This window comes from Streptomyces sp. NBC_01017 (genome assembly GCF_045162795.1).
GTDB classification, from domain to species: Bacteria; Actinomycetota; Actinomycetes; order Streptomycetales; family Streptomycetaceae; genus Streptomyces; species Streptomyces machairae.
The window spans coordinates 5113614-5131195 of the sequence record NZ_CP108683.1 but is presented as its reverse complement, the minus strand read 5'-3'; the positions used below and the strand labels follow the sequence as shown (position 1 = coordinate 5131195).

Here is a 17582-nt window from a genome sequence, read left to right as displayed (position 1 = left end):
GCGGGAGTGGGCCGACAGGGACGGATCGTCGGTTGTGCCCTGGGAGTCAGCCGACAGGGCTGGGTCGTCGGATGCGCGGTGGGCGGTGGAGGGGCCGGCGGCCGGGGTGGGCATACCGGCGGGGCTGCTCGACGGGGTGCGTCAGAGGCTGGCCGAGAGCGGGGCCGAGCCGACTCCGGCACGGGTCGCGCAGGCCTTGCGCGAGCAGGGCAGGGTGCTGGGGGACGCCGAAGTCCTCGGGGCGGCCGAGCAGTTGCGGTCCGAGCTGGTCGGGAGCGGCCCGCTGGAGCCGCTGCTCGCCGATCCGTCCGTGACGGACGTGCTGGTCTCGGCGCCGGACCGGGTCTGGGTGGACCGGGGCGGCGGCCTGGAACTGACGTCCGTGTCCTTCCCGGACGCGGCGGCCGTACGGCGCCTCGCCCAACGCCTCGCCGCGGTGGCGGGGCGGCGCCTGGATGACGCGCGGCCCTGGGTGGACGCCCGGCTGCCTGACGGGACCCGGCTGCACGCGGTGTTGCCGCCGGTGGCCGTCGGCTGCACCTGCCTGGCGCTGCGTGTCGTACGGCCGCGGGCGTTCACACTCGACGAGTTGGTCTGCGCGGGCACGGTGCCGCCGGGCGGGGACCGGGTCCTGCGGGCGCTGGTCGAGACGCGGCTGTCTTTCCTGATCAGCGGCGGGACCGGCAGCGGAAACCCCAATCTATGACTGAGACACCTCTAGAGCGATCTTGCTGGGGAGGGTTTCGGGGCTGGCGAAAACCTGCCTCTGACCTGCGGCTTTGTGGTCCGATTTCGCAGTCGCCGTGATCACCTTTGAATCGAAGGTGACGGCAGAAAGCGGCCCCGGCGACAGTCGGGGGAGGCTGTCGGCCGGGGCCGCGGGGATCGTCACCGGTGCGATCGGCGCACCACGCCGGTGACGGGGTCTAGTGCCACTCGGTGTGCGCGTAGTGGTCCTTGTGCCCGCCGGAGCGGTGCGGCGGCCAGGTGCAACGGCCCGGCCCGTTGGGGTTGCGCTCCCAGCAGTACCCGGCCGCCTGGCCGGCGGCGCGCGACGTCTGGTCCTGTGCCGCCGAGGCGGCGGTGCGGTGCTGAGTCGACGTGCTCACGGGGTTCCTCCTGACTGGTCGGTCTCCGGGGTGCGCCTGCGCCGCCTCGGCCGCTCCGGGCACTTCGGCCCGCACTCGTACACCTCGACGCTCAAGTCGTGTGCGCCCGCCGACCCTTCAGCCCGGCCGGCGGACCGGGCGCCGTCGGCCAGTGAGGTGTGGCACCAGCAGCAGGCCCACCCGGAGTACTGCGCGCGGGTCAGCCCGGTTGCGGGCGGCGGCTTGGGCTGCCATGTCATCGGCTCGTCCCTAACTGCGCCCACAGGCCGCACTCGTCGGTGGTGAGTCCGGCGAGGTGGGCCAGGCTGGTGACGAGTGACCAGCCTGGCCCGTTGCTGTAGAGGATCGGGAGCGGGTCGGTGCCGCGCGCCGTGATGCGGATGCGGGTCCCGGCGGTCGAGATCTCCATGTCGACGACCGGGGCGCCGGAGCCGAGTACGGCGGTGTACAGCTCGCTGGCGATGAGGGGGGCGTCGGGGTGCTTCACGCGGCCGGCGGTCCACAGGCGGACGTGTGCTGCCTCGATAGGCTCGCCCTTGAAGGGCTTTTGCCATGTATGACCCGACTCGGGCATAGCTGTCCCCCGGAGACAGATGGTATCTGAATACGGATACTTGCTTTGTGTATTCAGATTGTCGCCGGGATTGGCGTTGGTCAAGTGGGGCGGGAGAGTATGCGTATACAGATTGACGCGATCAGTGGAAGCGGGAGCATCGCTGTGGCACAGCCTGAGTACCTGCGCATCGCCGCCGACCTGCGACGACGCATCGCGCCAGGCGGTGAGTTCGAGCCCGGCGACCGCATCCCGACGCTGCCGGAACTTTGCGCGCACTACGCGGTCTCAGAGATCACGGTCCGCAACGCGATCCGGCTGCTCGCCAACGAAGGTCTCCTGGAGTCCCGGGCTCGCGCAGGCACCATCGTTCGGAAGCGGCCGGCCATCCACCGGATGCCCGCCGACCGCTACCGACAGACGCCCGGGACGCGCTCCACCCCGTACACGAAGGATCAGGGCATCTCCTGGTCCGAGTACCGGCTCGACAAGCGGTTCGAGCGCGTCCAGGCCGACGCCGAGATGGCCGCGCTGTTCGAGTGCGAGGTGGGCGAGCGACTCCTTGCCCGGCACTTCGTGTTCTACGACAACGACCAGCCCACCCAGATGAGCACCAGCTACGTGCGCTGGGCGGACGTCGAGGGCACGCCGGTCGCCGACCCCATCAACGAGCCGTGGCCCGGCGGCACTCGGGCGCAGATGGCGTCCCTCGGTATCCGCGTCACGGCGATCACGGAGTCGTTCCAGGCGGGCATGCCCACCGAGCTGGAGGCGGCGACGCTGCGAATCGGCTCGGGCGTGCCGGTGCTGCGGTACACGCGCAGGCACATCGCCGACACCGGTCGCGTCGTCGAGGTGGCCCACCCGATCGTGCGCCGCGGCGACACGACCATCGTCGACTTCCGCATCGAGCTGGAGGACTGAGGGTGTAGCTACACCCTGGACGCACGAAAGCGGCCCCGCCCTCCCGGAGGAGAGCGGGGCCGCATTTCGTTTCGTGTTTCGTTACGGGTACTGGCGGCGGCTCGGGTCGAGGCCCATGGAGAGCAGCCCACCGTCGTCTGTGGGTTCGGGGTCGGGTGCGCCGTCCTGGCGGCACACTCGCGCGTAGGGGTCGTAGGACGGGGTCTGCCACGAATAACCCTCGGGGCAAGACTGCCCGGCCGGCCCGGGCGGACCCTGCTCGCCGGTGTCACCCTTCTCCCCACGCTCGCCTTGAGGGCCTGGCGGACCGGTCACGGTGGCGCCCGGGGGTCCTTCGGGGCCGGGCACGGTGGAATCCGCGCCCGGCTGACCGGGAGCCCCGGACGCGCCGGGCGACGGGGTGATGGTGGGAGCCGGCTCCCCAGGATCCCCCTTGTCTCCCTTGTCGCCCTTCTCTCCGGGGACTGGGATGGGTACGGGCACCCGGACGCGGTCGTCGAGGTCTTCGACGGCCTGGCTCGGGTCGGGCGCCTTGGGTGTCTCGCCCGCGGCTTTGACCTGCTCGCGCAGGACGCGGACGTCGGAGGCGAGGACGCTCACAGCCGCGCCTCGTCGGTCGGTCTCGTCGGCGAGCTGGTTGTAGTAGGACCGTCCGATGACGACCGCCCCGGACAGGGCCAGCAGCCAGCAGAAGACGGCGATCCACCGCCAGCGCCCAGCGAGCGCGCGCTCTGCACGGGTCACGGATCGCCTCCCAGGTTGATGACTTGGGCACGGAGGCGGGCGATGGTCACGTAGTCGTCTCCCTGCTGCTTGAGCAGCTCGCCGACCCGGGCGTCTCGTTCGGCGAGTTGCTTACGCAGCCCATCGCGTTCCTCCTGGATCTGGTCAATCTCCGAGTTCATGCGGGTGGTTGCGTTCTCACCGCGCTTGCCGAGGTACGCCACCACCGAGCCGGACAGAACCCCGATCAGCGCGAGGCACGCGCCGATGGTGGTGGCGTCCAAGGTGGCTCCCTACAGGTCGCGCGGAGGGGCGGCCGGCTTGTTGGGCACAGCCCAGGTGAAGCCGAGCGCGGCGAGCACGGCCAGGCCAGCGGCCCAGCCCTCGGCCGCGGTGATGGTGTCGTCGGCAAGGGCGGTGGACAGGGTGCCGCCGCCCGCGACGACCGCGGCGACGACCGCCTTCCAGGACTTCGAGATCTTCATCAGGAACCCTTCTTCTCCAGCACGGTGACGCGCTTCTCCAGCGCCGTCAGCCGCTCCTCGACGGTCGGGGGTTTCGGCTTAGGCGCTGGCGCAGGGGCTGTGTCCGGCGACCAACTGGCCGGGTGGTCCAGCCGCTCGGCGACGCGCTTGCGGATGTCGGGCATGGAAAAACCGGGGCCGCGCGGGTCGACCTTGCCCGGCTGCCACTCCTTATGGCCGATCACGGAGGTGTCGCCGTCGTTGCCCCAGCCGTGCGCACGACACAGGGCGGCGGACACGCGCACGATGGCCTCGACCTGCGCCTCGGGCCACGGGTCTTTGCCGTCGCCGAGGTTCTCGCACTCGAAGCCGTAGAAGCGGGCGTTACCGTCGGTGTTCGCCTCGTTCGGTGCGGGCAGTGCGTTCTCGGCGATGACGGCCTTGAGGACGTCGTCGTCACCCAGGCCCGCGTGGTTGGTGCGTCCGTAGCCAACGAGGTGCACGGTGCCGTCCTTGGCGATGACGCCGTGGCACAGCGGGCCGGGGAGGGACGAGTAGCCGTCGGTGCAGATCTTGACGGTGTTCGCGGTTCCCTTGGTGACGGTGTGGTGGACCATCACGCCGTGCACGGGACCCCAGGCGCCGTGTCCGGCCCGGCTGTGGGTGCGCCAGTTGCCGCGCTCCTGGATCCTCACGCCCTCGGCGCGAAGCTTGGCCAGGAACGTGGCCGCGCTCAGGGGAGTAGCCAACGTGTCTCCAGACATGAGAAAGGCCCCGGGCCGGCGGCACGGGGCGGGGAACGAGGGAGGGTCAGCCGGTGGGGGTGATCGGCTGCGCTTGGGAGTACGTGCGAGACGCGGAGACGAACCGGAAGTCCGCCGAGGTTTCGATCATGTCGACGAACTTCTGCACGATGTCCGGCACCGCAGGCGCGTCCGGGTTGTCGGTCGTCGCGTCCACGTTGAAGGTGACGGGGTAGTCGCCGGCCGAGTCCCGGCTCTGCGCCGTGATCCTCCACAGGCTTGCGGTGGGGTCTCCGGGGGTGCCGAGGGGCATGTCAGGGCTCCTTGTTGAAGACGATGTGAAGGCGGAGGTTGCGGTTCGTGACGATGTTGCTGGACGCGGTACGCAGGGAGCAGATGCCGTCCGTGCCGATGACCCAGCCACCGGTCGCGGTGCCGTCATCCCACGTGCCGTTGATGGTCGAGGCACTGTTCGGTCGCCACCCCGAGGGCGCGGTTCCCACGGCGGTGTCGCCGATGTTGCCGGAGGTCGCGGTGATGTCCGCGCCGGACCTCAGGACGTAGATGTTCATCTCGATCGTGGACCGGCTGCGGTTGGCCCAGAAGTTGTTCAGGGTCCACCCGGAGGCGATCACGAAGCCGCTGGTGGTCTCGTCGTCGAGGGAGGAGTCGTTGAGCCGATCGGCCGTCATCAGCATGCCGGAAAGCCACACGGTCACAGCCGCCTCCTACATCGCCACGTAGACGGGATGGGCCAAGCTGATCGGCTGGCCGCTCGAATGGGACTTGCTGACGCCGTTGATCCCGCGGGTCACGGTGAACGTCTGTGACGTGGTGGTGCCCGTGCAGGCGGTCACCCGCATCATCTCCCCGCCCGTGCGGACATCGAACGGGAACTCCGCGGCGTAGGTGGCCGAGTCGATCCACCGTGCGACGGCCGTGGTGAGCACGTCCACGCCGGTCTCCGAGGCGTCCAGGGCCTCCGCCAGCTGACAGCCGCCCGTGTCCGCCCGCCCGTAGGTGGTGGAGCCGACCACACCGGCCGTCCACGGTTCGCCGGGCACGCAGTTGAACGTGATCTTCCAGACGTCCGGGCCGACTTCCTCGGTGTAGCCCTGGACCAGGACGTCGACGTCGTCGGGCCCGTGGTCGTCCGGCAGTCTTGTCAGGCGCAGTTTGTCGCCGACGTCGAGCCGGAGGATGTCGTCGATCATCTGGAAGACGCGAGGGTTGGCCAGGTCGAGCGTGACGCGGGTGTACCGAACCCCGTTGTAGGTGCCCAGGTGTACCCGCATCGCGGCGACCTGGCGGGCCTGCGCGTCCGTCTCGACGCTGTAGGTGTACGCCTGGTCGTAGCGGCCCACACCGCCGTCTTCGGGGTCCTGGACGGACAGTGCACCGTCCTTTCGGACCTCCCGTGCGGGCACGCTTCCGAACTCCCGCTTCACGGATACGTCATTCTCGGTCAGCTTGTCGCCGTCTTCCGGCCGGAAGGGCGCCGAGATCAGGCCTGCCTTGAAGTCCAGGACGAGCCCCGGGGGCTGGTTCCACAGCGTCGACTGCCCGCGGTGGATGATCTCGATCCGGTCCCTTGCCTCGAGGAGGTAGCCGAAGTTCGTGCGGGCTGTCTCGTTCATGAGCTCCAGCAGCTTCTTCGACCCCTGGATGCCCATGCGCTGTTGGAACACTGTCTCCCCGGCGACCGAGGCGACGTACCCGGCCTCGGTGGCCAGGCGCTCGATGCGGTCCCCGGCGCGCTCGCCCTGGAAGCCGGTGAACGCGTCGTACATCTCGCCCGCGGTGGGGCCGGTGCTGTCCCAGTAGGTGATGTAGCCGATGGACTGGTCGGTGGTGGTGAGGCCGCCGCCGGCCACCAGGGACCAGTTGTAGCGGATGTCCCGGATGGCCTTGAAGACGATGCCCGACATGTTGCCGGACGCACGCTGTACGCCGTCGACGTAGACCGCCCAGTCGGTTGTGGTGGCGAGCGGGTCGATGGTGACGCGGATGTGGTGTCCGCGCTCGTCGTAAATGCCCGGGCTGGCGATGTGGGCGAGGATGGCGCCCGACGAAGTCGTCTCGCCGAACGCGCCCCGGATGATGGTGATGTCGTCGTCGTTCGGGAAGAAGGCGACCTGGATGCGGTAGCGGTTGTCGCTGTCGGTCCCTGCGCCTCGGTCGGTGATTTCGAAGGTGCCGCCGCCGATTTCGCCGCCGCCCGCGAGGAAGAAGTCGACGGACCAGGCGGAGGCGGCCGCCGTGCTGTTGGGCACGCCACCGGCCAGCACGCCGATGGTTTCCGCCTTGAGCTGGAGGACGTCCTCGATCCACTCCCGCAGCTGGCCGCCTTGACGGACCGGCTGGTCGCCGCCGAAGCCGGTGTCGAGGTAGGCCGTCATGTCTCGGCCGCCGACCAGCGATGCCGCGCCGTCGGCGTCGATGCCGTCGGTGAGCGGCCAGCACTCGATCGGGTTGTTCGCTTGGATGAACCGCAGCAGCGCGCTGTCCGTCGGTTTGTTGCCCGCGTCCATGCGCCGGGTGACCCCGGCCGGGGCGATGCTGACGTAGTTGTCGTTGCCGGACCGGTCCCGGGTGGGCGGCCAGGCGGGCACCTCGCCGGCCATGCGCACATGCCGGTTAGTGAGGACTGCGGCGCCCGCGACGGTCCACGTCAGACCGTGCGAGGTGAACGAGGTTGCGGCGGGTGCGGCATCGGAGGTCGTCATGTGGACGGCGGTGGTCCCGCCGATGCCGCTGAGCAGCTTGAAGGCGTACAGCTTGCCGTTCAGGGGGTTCTCGGTCAGCTCGGCGATGTCGCCGAGCTCGATGCCGTTGGAGCCGTCGAACACCGAGGTGGTGGAGGCGCCCACCTTCGGGTCTCCGATGAGGTGCCATTCCTCGTCGTCGACGGTACGCCCGGTGTAGAACCTGAGCTCGTACTTGCCGGCCCCGTTGTTCACGTCGAGGGTGACGCGCAGGGCCATGCGCTGGCCGTTGTACGCCCTGATGTCCTCGGTGGCGAACTCGACGACCCTGCTGGCGAGGGTGCCGTCAGGGGACCAGTAGAAAGAGAGCTGCCCGTCGGCGGCCATGAGGAACGCCCAGCAGCGATTGTTCCCGGTGACCCCGTACCGGCCGGCGAGGTGGCATTGGGTCGACCAGTCCTCCAGAGCCAGGTCGATGCGCAGGTCCAGGTCCCCGGTGACGGCCAACTGGGCGCTGTCGGGGGTGGTCAGCTTGTTCCCGGACGTGCCCGTCATCGCGGCCCACGGGGAGCCGACCTTGTAGCCCCACCGGAAGCCGGTGTTGCGCCCGATCAGGCCGTACAGGGACGACTGCGGGGCCCGCGGCGCGTACTTGTAGCCGCGGCTGTCCAGCACGCACTCGGTGCTGGTCGGCTCCGCCGCGGAGGACGACTCCGAGGACAGGCCCCGGGTGACGGTCAGCGTCTCCGTCGCGCGCACGTCGCGGCTGATGTCGTTCCACGCTCCGTCGTAGAACAGGTCGGCCCAGATGGGCGGGGGCAGGCTCGGCATCAGTCACCTCCCGCGTACTTGACGATGTCGCCTCCGGACGTGACCCGGACTCTCTCCTGAAGGAACTCACGGAAGCCGCCGCCGTTGATCTGGACCACGATCGGGCGCCCGCCGTCTCCCTGCATGTTCAGCAGGCCCTGGAGCTTGCTCAGGGGAAGCACGGCTTCCTGCTCCCGGCCTTCACCGATCATGGCCAGGGTGGGGCCTGTGGTGACGCCGCCCTCGGCGAGGTAGGGGATGTACGGGATGAAGGGGATGTCGACGCCCGGGATGCTGTTGGCCCCGGCGATCAGCTTGTTCACGCCGTAGATGCCGTCGTTCAGCATGCTGATGATTCCGTTGAGCGCCCACTTCAGGCCGTCCGTGACTCCATCCCACATGCCCTCGAAGAATCCGCCGATCTTCGAAACCCAGCCAGAGACCGACTTGGAGATGTTGCTCCACTGGGTGTTGATCCAACCGGTAATCGCACCCCAGTTCTTGATGATGATTCCGAGCGGGGTGAAGTTCAGGAAGATGTACTTGACCGTGTCGACGGCCCAGTTGAAGATCCCCACGATGTCGTCCCACAGGCCCTTGAGCCAGCTCCAGACCGCGTCGAAAATCTTGATGGTCCACGCCTTGATCGTGTCCCAGTTCTTGATGATGACGACTGCCAGGCCGACGACAGCCGCGATGATCAGGGCGATCGGCCAGATGGAAAGCAGCCACGCAGCCGCCATGGTGATCGCGCTCATGGTGGCGGATGCGGCCATGGCGATCCAGGAACCCACCCATGCCGCGGCCGTGGCGATGGCCGAGCCGACAGCGGTCGCGGCGGTGGCGACGGTGCCGGCCCCGAACAGGGCGAAGGTGCCGATGAGACCGAAGAGCGCGGTGCCGACCTGCGAGATCGTGCCGACCCAGCTGCCCATGACGCCCGCGCCGACCTGGTTGCGCTGGGCCTCGTTGAGGTCGATCTGCGCGCCCTTGGCGTCGATGGCCGCCTGCTTGCCGTCGAGCTGGGCCTGGTTGTAGTCCTCGGTGGCCTGCTTCCCGTCGAGTTTGGCCTGCTTGGCGTCCGCGTCCGCCTGGGTCAGGTCGATCTGCGCCTGCTGAGCCTCGAGAGAGTTGGGGCCGAACTCCTTGACCGCGTCGTTGTAGTCCTTCTGGGCAACCTTCTGGTCGAGCAGGGCCTGCTTGAGGTCGATCCCGGACTGGACGCCGTCGATCTGCGCCTGGTTGGCGTCGACCTGGGACTGCTTCATGTCCTGGTTGGCCTGCTTGACATCGAGGGCGGCCTGGGCGACGTCGTTCTGTGCGCGAGCGAGGTCGTCGGCCCGCTGCTCTCCCGTGTTCCACAGGTCGACGGCGCCGTTGACGATGTCGCCCATGCTGGCGAACGCGCCGGCGGCGCCGAGCGCTCCGACGCCGACCTTGTCCATGCTGCTGGCGAGGCCGCCGGCCTGGCTGTCCGCCTGGCTGAGGTCACCGCTGGCAGAGCTGGCCGCGTCGCCCAGTCCGTCGATGCTGGTGGTTGCGTCGTTGAGCGTTGCGGACGTGTTGCCCATGTCCGCAGCGATCTCAACCCTTACGTCCTCCATGCTCTTCACCCCCCATCGACCTGTTGATGCCGCGGATGGCCGCCAGCATTTCTTGCGGCCCCTTCCGTTCGGCGCCGTAGGGCAGCAGGAAGTCCTGCGGCGTGAACCTCTTGCCGCCCTTGCCCCGGTTGGCATTGGCGACGGTGGCCGCGATGGTGGCCGCCTGGATGTCGTTCCGGCGCCTGCCGAGCGGGCCGGTGATTTTCTCGAAGGCCATCCACTCGGTCAGCTCGGCCGAACCCAGCCGGGAGTCCAGGTCGGCCACCGTCATCCCGAGATGCTCCGCTAGCCGGAAACGGAAGAGCCGCTCGGGGCGGCGTCGGAGTTTCCCTCGGCTTCCTTCACGGCGAACCGGCCCATGCGCGAGAGCTCCTGGACCTTGGCTGCCAGCCGCTCGATCACCGCGCCGGACTTCTGGCTCAGCTCGCCGATCTCCTTGTTGGAGTAGAGCCGCTCGAAGTTCTCGTCCACCATTCCGAATGCGACGAGCTTCTCGCGGTACGTCTTGAGGGACTCGATCCGCAGCTGCGGGCTCTGGCCGTTGGCGACGACGCTGCCGGCCTCGATGTAGCCCCGGTCGGCGGCCGACAGCTCCATGAGACGGACCACCGCACCCTCGCCCCACTCGGGCACGGGCACGTCCTCCCACTCCCGGTCGACAGCCGCGTTGATCTGAGCCTTCGTCAGTAGTGCCATGATGCGCTCTTCCCCGCTCTCGTCAGGCGCCGGTCGCGGTCAGCACAGGCTTGCCGGAGATCTTGAACGTGGCTGTCCGCTCCATCTTGTCGTCGTGCGGGAACTCGTCCCCGAGGCTGGTGATCAGAGCGGAGAACTCCCACGTGTGCTCATCCGCCTTTCCCGGGAGGATGACGACCTGGTAGTCGCGCAGGTCGTCTTCCTCGAAGTCGGCGTCGAGCGCCTGGTGGGTCGTGTCGGCGGGGTCGTAGTTGATGGTGATCTCGACTTCCCCGCCGTCCTTGAGGCCCTTGACGAACTCCCGGTACTTGTCGGGGGAGTCGTGGGCGGTGACTTCGATGGCCTCACGCGACCTCGAAGGACCGGAAACGTCCGAGACGTTGGCGACGGCCACGAAGGTGCCAGCGCCGTTGGAGTCACGCTTGAGCTGGGTACCGAATGCGTCAAGACCGGCCATGGTCTCCGCCCTCCTGAGGTTGTCCGGCGCTTGCGGCCGGTCGTTGATCGAACAGTTACGCGGGGGCGACCTCAGTGCCGATCCGGAACGTCATCGGCACGTGCCGGATGTCGCCCGGGGGCTCGGGGTCCTTGAGCGTCTGCAGGGACACGAACCGCGTCCACCGGTGGACATGGCCCTCGATGGTCAGCGGTGTGTGGTCCAGGACCTGAAGCACACGGGCCGCGATCGTGAGGCTTGGGGCGAAACCGCGGTTCTGGTCCCAGATGTGCAAGGTCTCCAGCACCTCGGAGCCGTACCGGTCGTGCGCGTTGGACGGGGTCTCCACCGCCTCACCGATGACGATGTACGGGTAAGGCTGCTTCTCGTTGACCCAGTCGAAGACGCCCTTGATCAGGTCCATGAGCGGCGCGTCGGCGAGCAGCGCGTTACGCACGCCGTCCTGCGTGGGCAGCGCTGCCAGCCCCGGGATGGGGGTGCTCACCGCAGGGCCCGCCTTATCTCGTCCGTCAGCCGGGCGGCAAAGCGGCCCCGCTCCCGCTCCAGAGCCGGATACAGCGACGGCTGCGCAGGGCGCCTGCGGGTGCCGAACTCGACATAGGTGGCGTAGGAGTTCTCGGGGCCGAACCAGCCGACATCGGCGACCAGGCCGCCCTCGCGGTAGCGGATGTCGACGGCGTCCTTGAGGTGGTGGCTGTCTCCGCCCCTGGTGTCGACCGGCACGTTGCGCTTGACGTCGTCGCGTACCGCCTCGGCCGACTCCTTCACAGCCTCTACCAGGGCGTCCGTGATCTGGTCGGGCATGTCCTGGAGGCGTTCCTTCAGTCGGGCTAGGCCCTTGACCCTTACCGCCCGTCCGCTGCGTGCCATCGCCGTCACCTCCTGCTGATCTGCTTGCGGATGGTGTGCAGTTCGCCGGCGACGGCGAGCAGGGCCCACGCGATGGCGCGCGGCACGTCGACGTCCACCTGCCCTAGCCCGAGGTAGCACTCAGCCTCGCGCCGGCACTCCTGGGGTTCCGCCCGCGGCAGCTCGCCGTCCCCGGCCATCACTGGCCCAGTTCGAACGGCTTGACGGTCAGCGAGGTGACGCCGCTGTAGGTGATGGCCGCCCGCCCGTTCGCGCCGCGGAAGACGTTCGCCAGCGGGATGATGGCGTGCTTGCCTGCCGCGACGGCGTAGGTGGGGTCGGCGATGGCGATCCCGGAGGCCTGCCCCGGGGTGGCGATCGTGACGGTGATCGAGCCACCGCTGCCGTTGTTGACGTACAGGAACCGGTTCGGTCCGACCGGGGCGGTGTCTCCGCCGCCCGCGGCTGCGGTGGCCTGGGCGGCGACGTCGAGGACGCCGGTGGCGATCGACACGGTGGCAAGGCTGAGGTCAGCCATCGGGCTCTCCTTCTCCCTGGGTCAGCTCGACAAGAGCCTTGGAGTAGACGGGGGTGGACGGCTGCACCACCGACTGCACCCGGAACACCTGAGGGTTTCCGAGCGCGTCGCTGCCGCGCAGCTCATCGCCGCGGCGCACGTCCGCGGTCGGCAGCAGGTAGACGTCGTGGGAGTGCCGAGACCCGGACTGCGCGGCGACCATCCGCTCGGTGGGCGAGGGCTGGTCGACCTTCGCCCGCACGGAGCCGACCAGGGTCAGGACCGTGGTCTGGCCGCCGTGGCCGTCGTCGCTGGTCTGCGGACGGTGCACTTCCAGGGCGCGGTTGAGCAGCCGCCCGGGGATGCCCCTCATCGGGACCTCAGCACGGCCACGCCGCCGCCGAACCGGGCTTGGAGGCGCTCCCGCCAGTACTGCGGCAAGTCCATCTCGGTGATTCGGCCATCCGCCCCGTAGGTCACCGACCAGTCTCCGAGACGCTCGGAGGTGACTTCCTTGCTGTTGCCCAGCGCGGTGCCGCCGCCTGCCGACCGGTAGGAGACGATCCCGGATGCGGCCATGCGGCAGACCAGGTCCACGATGTCGTCGGGCACGTTGACCAGGCCGTGTGTCTGGACGACTTCGACTTCGGACGGCTCGCATCCGGTCCAGCCGCCCGCCCGCCACAGCCGCTCTGAACGAAGCCGCCAGTCCGTGACGGTGTCGCCGTCGATGCTGACCGAGGCGACGGACGCGATAGGCAGCCCTGGCAGCGTCAGCCACTGCCCGCGGACACCCTCCAAGGTGATGGTGGACGTGACGCGGGAGATGGGCACGCCGGCCGCCTCCCGCACGGCCGCCGAGGCGACGCCCAGGTAGATGCCTGCCAGGCTCGTCTCGGAGGCCTCCACGTCGAAGCCGCGGGCCTCGAGGTCGGCCACCGTTGCGAGTGGGTCCAGTGCCACGGTAGGCCCCCTCTCTCGTCAGCTGACCATGTCGATCAGGTCGGCCTTGGTGTAGTTCGCGGCGTCCTCACGGGACATGTGCTGGGTGCGGGCCACGTAGACCACCCAGTCCGCCTTGGGCGCGCTGAGCGCCGGACGGTCCGGGTCAGGCTCCGCCTCGGCGGCGGCCTCGTCCGTGGCGGTGTCCTCCGTCGGAGGCTCATCGGTGTCCGGCCCGGGGGAGGGCGGCGGGGCATCGCCCGGCCAGCTCCACTCCCCAGAGTCCAGACGGCGCTGGATCTCCGCCTGCGTGAACGGCTGGCCGACGATCACCATGAACGGTGCGCCGGCCGAGCCGATCAGACGGACCTCGTCCCCGTCCCTCATCAGGCGACGATGACGTCGGCGGCCGCGAGACCGGTCGCGCGGACGACCTTCGCGCCGTACAGGTGCAGGCCCTTCACGATGTCCGCGAAGCCCTTCTCCTTACGTGTCGCCTCGGTCTTGTTGATCTGCTCGGCGTAGGTGACCGCGCCGGAGTACCCGGCGAGGATCAGCCGGCCCGCGCCCGCACCCGGGCCTGCCGGGTGGTTGTTGGACTTGCGGATGGTGAAGCCAGCAGCCTCACCGACCATGCCGTTCGTCCGGGTCGCAGCCGCGGCAGCGTCGCCCGCGGCGACGAACCGGGAGTCCTTCAGCAGCAGGCCGTGGAACGCCGGCGAGACGACCGTCCAGCGGCCCTCGGAGGGCACGTTGTCGACGTCCAGGATGACGCCCAGGTCGACCAGCAGGTCGTAGGCGTCGGACGGGGTGCTGATGGTCTGCTCGGCCACCAGGTTGCCCGCGTCGACACCGGCCGCCATGAGGCCGGCCACGTACTGGTCAGCGACGTCGCGCAGCTTGTACGCCGCCTTGCGGGCCTGCTCGGTGAGGACCTTGCCACCGTTGAAGGCCTGCCGCTTCTCCACGTCGTCGACCTCGAACGCGAAGTACTTCGACTGGTCGATGAGCAGCGTGGTGTCGCTGTCGTCGACGTCCTCGATGGTGATGTCGGTGTGCGGGGTGTACGTGCCGACGGTCGGGTCGGCGAGAGAGGTGATGTGGACGGTGTCGCCGTAGTTGGCGATGTCACCCTCGTAGTCGCGGTTCACGACGCCGGGCGCCGCGTACACCAGGGACTTCTCCAGGGCGACCAGAAGGTTGGCGTTCCAGACTTCCGGCTTGAAGGCGCTGATGGCCATGGGGTTCTCCTCAGGGGGTTACCGGGTTTGACCGAGGTAGTCGTCGAGGCGGCCCTCGTTCTGGGCCTTGACGATCTCGGCGTGCTTGCCCGCCGCCGACAGACGCTTGACGTCCGCCTCGGTGAGCTGGGTGGGCCGGGCATTCCCCTTGCGGGCGCCGGAATCTGCGGTCCCTTGGAACCGCGGCTTAGTGCTGCCGCCTTGCGCGGCCAGGTAGGGCTTGGACTGGATCAGGTCATCGATTGCCTCGGCAACCTCGTCGGCGTCGACGTTGCCGTCGCCGTCGACCTCGAACTGGGAAAGGTCCAGGAAGCGGTAGGCGTCGGCGGGGTCGGCCAGCTTCCCGGCGGCCGCCGCCTTCACCTCCGCGCGCACGATGCGCTCGTTGTAGCGCGCGGCCGCGGTCTGCTCGGCCTGGCGCAGCAGAGCGTCCGGGTCGGGCGTGGCGCCCTCGGCCGGCTTGTTGAGCTCGGCCAGCTGCGCCTCGAGGCCGCGCCGCTTCTCGCGCTCCGCCTTGAGCTTGTCCTTCATGGACGCCAGGGCCTTCTTGCCCGGGTCGCCGAGCTGGTCGGCGCCCTCCGGGTCGTCGTCGACGTTGCCGTCGCCGTCCGGGTCCAGGGCGTCATCCACCTCGGTCGGCTCCGCCGGGTCGACGGCCGGGTCCTCGGTGGGCTCGGCGTCGGTCACGGCAGGCGTGGGTGTGCTCATCGAGTGCTCCCATTGCGGGTGTGGGCCTGCGCGTTGCGCGCGGGCGGGTGAAGGTCAGGCGATGTAGCCGTGCTCCCGCAGCAGCCGGACGGCGTGCTGCCGGTCGCCCGCCTGGCGGTAGATCTCTTCGGGCATCAGCCGCGGCCGGGTCGGGCGGAACCCGCGCATGGACTGCGAGCGGGGGATGGCTCCGGCCTGCTGCAGGGCGCGGAACTCCTGACGGCGGAACTCTCCGCGCACCGTGCCCTCGGTAGTGGTGACCGGGCGGCCGCCGAGGACGGACGCGCCGGACATGCCGCGGCGGGCGTTGACCAACTGGCCCAGGTCGGCGCCCTCGTTGATGGCCTTGGCAGCGTCCGTGCCGAACGTCTTGCGCTTCTGTTCCTCGGACATCTGCGCCACCAGATCGTCCGGCGAGGCGGGCCTGGGCCGGTGTGTGCGGGTGACGGGCTCCATGCCGCAGTTGCAGCGCGGGTGCCGTAGGAAGGCCTTGTCGGTCTGGTACTCGTTCCCGGCGAGGATCAGGCAGCGCGAGCAGGCGCCGGCCTCCACTACCCGGATGTAGCCGGTCACGGCGGGACGTGCGGTCATGGCGACAGAGTCGGCGGCCCGGCCCACGTCGGCGACGGCGGTCTGGGCGATGGCGTCCAGCAGCGACCGCCCGGCGACAAGGGCCTGCACGATGGGGCGACCGGCGGTGACCAGGCGCAGCGCGGCCCAGATGGGTGCCATGAGCGCGCCGGCGAGGGGACGGCCTGCGCCGTCGGCACCCGCGAACGCCTCGGGGATGACGCCGCCGGCGCCGGGTCGGTCGTCGTTCTCCGGTCCCAGCAGCTCGTTGAGCCAGGGTCCGGTCATCTGCGCTGCCGCCATCTGCCCGCCCGCGACCACGGCGAGGACGTCACCGGCCAGGCCAAGCCAGGACTGGTACAGGTTGTCCTGGTCCAGGCGCCGCCAGATGCTGTGGGTGGCCAGGGCCGTTGCCGTCGCCAGGCGTTGGCGCGCCTCCTGGTGCGCGACCGCCTCGGGGGACGGGCTCATGCCGCCGGCTCCTCACCCTCATCCGGCTCGCCCTCCGGCTCCGGCCCGGTGTTGCCGATGGTGTCGGCGCCGCCGCCGAGCTGGCGGGTGAGCTCGGTGACCGGGTCGGCCTCCAGCTCCTGCATCCGCATCGCCATCACGTCGGCCACCTCGGTCGGCGTCAGCCCGTAGCGCAGGGCCAGCCACTCAAAGGGGAAGCCCAGCTGCTTCAGCTTCAGCAGCGCGTCCGCCATCTGCGCGTGGGACCGGGATTCGGCGTCCTTCCACAGCACGCGCCCGGAGCGCAGGGCCTGGGCCTTGGCGTACTCACCCTTGGCCAGGGCGATCAGGCGGGCCATCTCGCGCAGGCCCTGCCCGGTCCAGATCTCTTTCTCCTCGGTCCGCTTGACCAGACCGGTCTCCGCGGCGAGCAGCGCGCCCTCGGCCAGGTTGGCCATCTTCCCAATGAGGTAGTGCTGCGGGGTGCGGGTCTGTGCGGCCACGTGCCCTACGGCGACCTCGATCAGGCCGGTGTACATAGCGAGGTTGGCGGCCTGCCACTCGCCGATGCGGACGTCCTTGCCGTTGAACATCATCACGCGGTCCACGGCGAACTTCTCGATGTCGACCGGCTGGGTGCCGATCACCTCGCCTTCGCTGTTCAGCTTCGGGACGACCGGGCGTTCGGCGCCCATGATGACCCGCTGCGGGAACGAGGCGTAGTCGGAGGCGGTGAACAGCTGCGCCCACAGCAGGTTGATGGCGTCCTGCATGGCGATCACACCGCGCACGTCGCTGATGGGCTCGCCCACCAGCACGGACTTGTTGGGCAGCTCCACCATCGGCACCACGCCCATGGGGTTGGGCTGCGGGTTCGGCTCGCCCATGGCCTCCGGGTCGCGCGGCTGCCAGCGCTTCAGCTCCTCATCCACGTCCGCCATCTGCGGTGTCTTGCTGTCGTCGTGGACCAGGCGGGGGCGGCAGAACTTCCACACCTCATCAGCCAGGTAGAGGGTGGCGTAGTCCTCGTTGCCGTCCTGCCACCGCTTCAGTGCCGCACGCCGCCGGCGGCGCGAGCCTGGTTCGTAGGCGATGATGCACTGGCTCGGATCCTCGAAGGTGACCACGGGCATGTCCGGGTCGTCGGGGTCGCCCCACACCAGCACGAACGAGCGGGCGTTGATGACCGAGCCGAGGAATCCCAGCTGGCTGTCGGCGTCCAGGCCGTTGACCTGCCACACCTCCCACAGGTCCTTGTCGGCGGAGATCTCGCCGGAGGCTTGGAAGCCGGTCACGGTCATCCGCTCCACCGGGGAGTCAGCGACGACCTGCACCCAGTTGTCGGAGAAGTCGCGGTACCGGTCGCCGTGGAACTTGGCGAACTCATCCGACGCGTACTTCAACGGATGCTCTCCGCGGTAGTAGGCGTTGTGGCGGGTGATGTCGCGGCTGCGCTGGATCAGCTCAGCCTCGAGCAACTGCACCAGATTGAGGGCCTGCTCAATCGTCGCCATCGG

Annotated in this window: 26 protein-coding genes and 1 pseudogene; 2 read left to right on the top strand and 25 right to left on the bottom strand. The window is 69.3% G+C overall.

All coding sequences use genetic code 11. From position 1 onward, the window contains the following. Positions 1 to 34: 34 nt before the first annotated feature. Positions 35 to 703 (top strand): annotated as a pseudogene (locus tag OG331_RS23360) (ATPase, T2SS/T4P/T4SS family); the annotation flags it as partial. A 223-nt stretch (positions 704 to 926) separates the two neighbouring features. On the opposite strand, the gene OG331_RS23355 reads toward OG331_RS23360, so the two are convergent. The 3 genes from OG331_RS23355 to OG331_RS23345 are packed head-to-tail and all read right to left on the bottom strand — an operon-like array spanning position 927 to position 1596. Beyond that, positions 927 to 1109, bottom strand: coding sequence for a hypothetical protein (locus tag OG331_RS23355; RefSeq protein WP_406199315.1), 183 nt, complete (start codon positions 1107 to 1109; stop codon positions 927 to 929). Next, positions 1106 to 1348 (bottom strand): hypothetical protein, encoded by a 243-nt coding sequence (locus tag OG331_RS23350; protein ID WP_406199313.1) that lies wholly within the window; start codon positions 1346 to 1348, stop codon positions 1106 to 1108. Before OG331_RS23350 ends, OG331_RS23355 begins: the two co-directional genes overlap by 4 nt. Continuing rightward, positions 1345 to 1596, bottom strand: a complete 252-nt coding sequence (locus OG331_RS23345; protein WP_406199311.1) for a hypothetical protein — start codon at positions 1594 to 1596, stop codon at positions 1345 to 1347. The genes OG331_RS23350 and OG331_RS23345 overlap by 4 nt, the downstream gene beginning before the upstream one ends. Positions 1597 to 1827: 231 nt before the next feature. On the opposite strand from OG331_RS23345, the gene OG331_RS23340 reads away from it, so the two are divergent. After that, the gene (locus tag OG331_RS23340; protein ID WP_406199308.1) at positions 1828 to 2586 is read left to right on the top strand and encodes a GntR family transcriptional regulator; all 759 of its coding nucleotides are present in this window, start codon (positions 1828 to 1830) and stop codon (positions 2584 to 2586) included. A gap of 81 nt (positions 2587 to 2667) precedes the next feature. On the opposite strand, the gene OG331_RS23335 is transcribed toward OG331_RS23340, so the two are convergent. The 22 genes from OG331_RS23335 to OG331_RS23230 all read right to left on the bottom strand — a co-directional run bounded on the left by OG331_RS23335 (position 2668) and on the right by OG331_RS23230 (position 17579). Next, positions 2668 to 3330, bottom strand: a complete 663-nt coding sequence (locus OG331_RS23335; RefSeq protein WP_406199306.1) for a collagen-like protein — start codon at positions 3328 to 3330, stop codon at positions 2668 to 2670. Beyond that, positions 3327 to 3593: a hypothetical protein gene (locus tag OG331_RS23330; RefSeq protein ID WP_406199304.1), complete on the bottom strand. Its 267-nt coding sequence runs from the start codon at positions 3591 to 3593 to the stop codon at positions 3327 to 3329. The genes OG331_RS23335 and OG331_RS23330 overlap by 4 nt, the downstream gene beginning before the upstream one ends. A 9-nt stretch (positions 3594 to 3602) precedes the next feature. Beyond that, the gene (locus OG331_RS23325) at positions 3603 to 3794 is read right to left on the bottom strand and encodes a hypothetical protein (protein ID WP_406199301.1); all 192 of its coding nucleotides are present in this window, start codon (positions 3792 to 3794) and stop codon (positions 3603 to 3605) included. Further along, on the bottom strand, positions 3794 to 4522 hold the full coding sequence (locus OG331_RS23320) for an N-acetylmuramoyl-L-alanine amidase (protein WP_406199299.1): 729 nt from the start codon (positions 4520 to 4522) through the stop codon (positions 3794 to 3796). Before OG331_RS23320 ends, OG331_RS23325 begins: the two co-directional genes overlap by 1 nt. Before the next feature lie 61 nt (positions 4523 to 4583). Further along, complete coding sequence (locus tag OG331_RS23315; RefSeq protein WP_406199296.1) at positions 4584 to 4829, bottom strand: hypothetical protein; 246 nt, start codon at positions 4827 to 4829, stop codon at positions 4584 to 4586. Between the two features lies 1 nt (position 4830). Further along, positions 4831 to 5235 carry a hypothetical protein gene (locus OG331_RS23310; protein WP_406199293.1) on the bottom strand — a complete coding sequence of 135 codons (405 nt, stop codon included), beginning with the start codon at positions 5233 to 5235 and terminating at the stop codon, positions 4831 to 4833. A 9-nt stretch (positions 5236 to 5244) separates the two neighbouring features. Beyond that, entirely contained in the window at positions 5245 to 8052 is a 2808-nt protein-coding gene (locus OG331_RS23305) for a hypothetical protein (protein ID WP_406199291.1), read from the bottom strand. Beyond that, on the bottom strand, positions 8052 to 9635 hold the full coding sequence (locus tag OG331_RS23300; protein WP_406199289.1) for a hypothetical protein: 1584 nt from the start codon (positions 9633 to 9635) through the stop codon (positions 8052 to 8054). Before OG331_RS23300 ends, OG331_RS23305 begins: the two co-directional genes overlap by 1 nt. Then, positions 9616 to 9906, bottom strand: a complete 291-nt coding sequence (locus tag OG331_RS23295) for a DUF4035 domain-containing protein (RefSeq protein ID WP_406199287.1) — start codon at positions 9904 to 9906, stop codon at positions 9616 to 9618. The genes OG331_RS23300 and OG331_RS23295 overlap by 20 nt, the downstream gene beginning before the upstream one ends. Before the next feature lie 14 nt (positions 9907 to 9920). Continuing rightward, positions 9921 to 10331 (bottom strand): hypothetical protein, encoded by a 411-nt coding sequence (locus OG331_RS23290; RefSeq protein WP_406199284.1) that lies wholly within the window; start codon positions 10329 to 10331, stop codon positions 9921 to 9923. Between the two features lie 22 nt (positions 10332 to 10353). Further along, positions 10354 to 10788, bottom strand: coding sequence for a phage tail tube protein (locus OG331_RS23285; RefSeq protein WP_406199281.1), 435 nt, complete (start codon positions 10786 to 10788; stop codon positions 10354 to 10356). A gap of 55 nt (positions 10789 to 10843) precedes the next feature. Further along, positions 10844 to 11272 (bottom strand): DUF3168 domain-containing protein, encoded by a 429-nt coding sequence (locus OG331_RS23280; protein ID WP_406199279.1) that lies wholly within the window; start codon positions 11270 to 11272, stop codon positions 10844 to 10846. Beyond that, positions 11269 to 11658, bottom strand: a complete 390-nt coding sequence (locus OG331_RS23275) for an HK97-gp10 family putative phage morphogenesis protein (RefSeq protein ID WP_406199277.1) — start codon at positions 11656 to 11658, stop codon at positions 11269 to 11271. Before OG331_RS23275 ends, OG331_RS23280 begins: the two co-directional genes overlap by 4 nt. A gap of 5 nt (positions 11659 to 11663) precedes the next feature. Next, positions 11664 to 11837: a hypothetical protein gene (locus OG331_RS23270; RefSeq protein ID WP_406199274.1), complete on the bottom strand. Its 174-nt coding sequence runs from the start codon at positions 11835 to 11837 to the stop codon at positions 11664 to 11666. Then, the gene (locus OG331_RS23265; protein WP_406199272.1) at positions 11837 to 12175 is read right to left on the bottom strand and encodes a hypothetical protein; all 339 of its coding nucleotides are present in this window, start codon (positions 12173 to 12175) and stop codon (positions 11837 to 11839) included. Before OG331_RS23265 ends, OG331_RS23270 begins: the two co-directional genes overlap by 1 nt. Continuing rightward, positions 12168 to 12527: a head-tail adaptor protein gene (locus OG331_RS23260; protein ID WP_406199270.1), complete on the bottom strand. Its 360-nt coding sequence runs from the start codon at positions 12525 to 12527 to the stop codon at positions 12168 to 12170. Before OG331_RS23260 ends, OG331_RS23265 begins: the two co-directional genes overlap by 8 nt. Next, positions 12524 to 13117: a hypothetical protein gene (locus OG331_RS23255; protein WP_406199268.1), complete on the bottom strand. Its 594-nt coding sequence runs from the start codon at positions 13115 to 13117 to the stop codon at positions 12524 to 12526. Before OG331_RS23255 ends, OG331_RS23260 begins: the two co-directional genes overlap by 4 nt. 18 nt (positions 13118 to 13135) lie before the next feature. Then, positions 13136 to 13483: a hypothetical protein gene (locus OG331_RS23250; RefSeq protein WP_406199266.1), complete on the bottom strand. Its 348-nt coding sequence runs from the start codon at positions 13481 to 13483 to the stop codon at positions 13136 to 13138. Next, a complete protein-coding gene (locus OG331_RS23245) occupies positions 13483 to 14337 on the bottom strand; it encodes a N4-gp56 family major capsid protein (RefSeq protein WP_406199264.1) in 855 nt (284 codons plus the stop codon). Before OG331_RS23245 ends, OG331_RS23250 begins: the two co-directional genes overlap by 1 nt. A gap of 18 nt (positions 14338 to 14355) precedes the next feature. After that, a complete protein-coding gene (locus tag OG331_RS23240) occupies positions 14356 to 15045 on the bottom strand; it encodes a hypothetical protein (protein WP_406199261.1) in 690 nt (229 codons plus the stop codon). Positions 15046 to 15099: 54 nt separating this feature from the next. Next, positions 15100 to 16086, bottom strand: coding sequence for a hypothetical protein (locus tag OG331_RS23235; protein ID WP_406199259.1), 987 nt, complete (start codon positions 16084 to 16086; stop codon positions 15100 to 15102). Further along, a complete protein-coding gene (locus OG331_RS23230; protein WP_406199257.1) occupies positions 16083 to 17579 on the bottom strand; it encodes a phage portal protein in 1497 nt (498 codons plus the stop codon). The genes OG331_RS23235 and OG331_RS23230 overlap by 4 nt, the downstream gene beginning before the upstream one ends. Between the last annotated feature and the right edge of the window lie 3 nt (positions 17580 to 17582).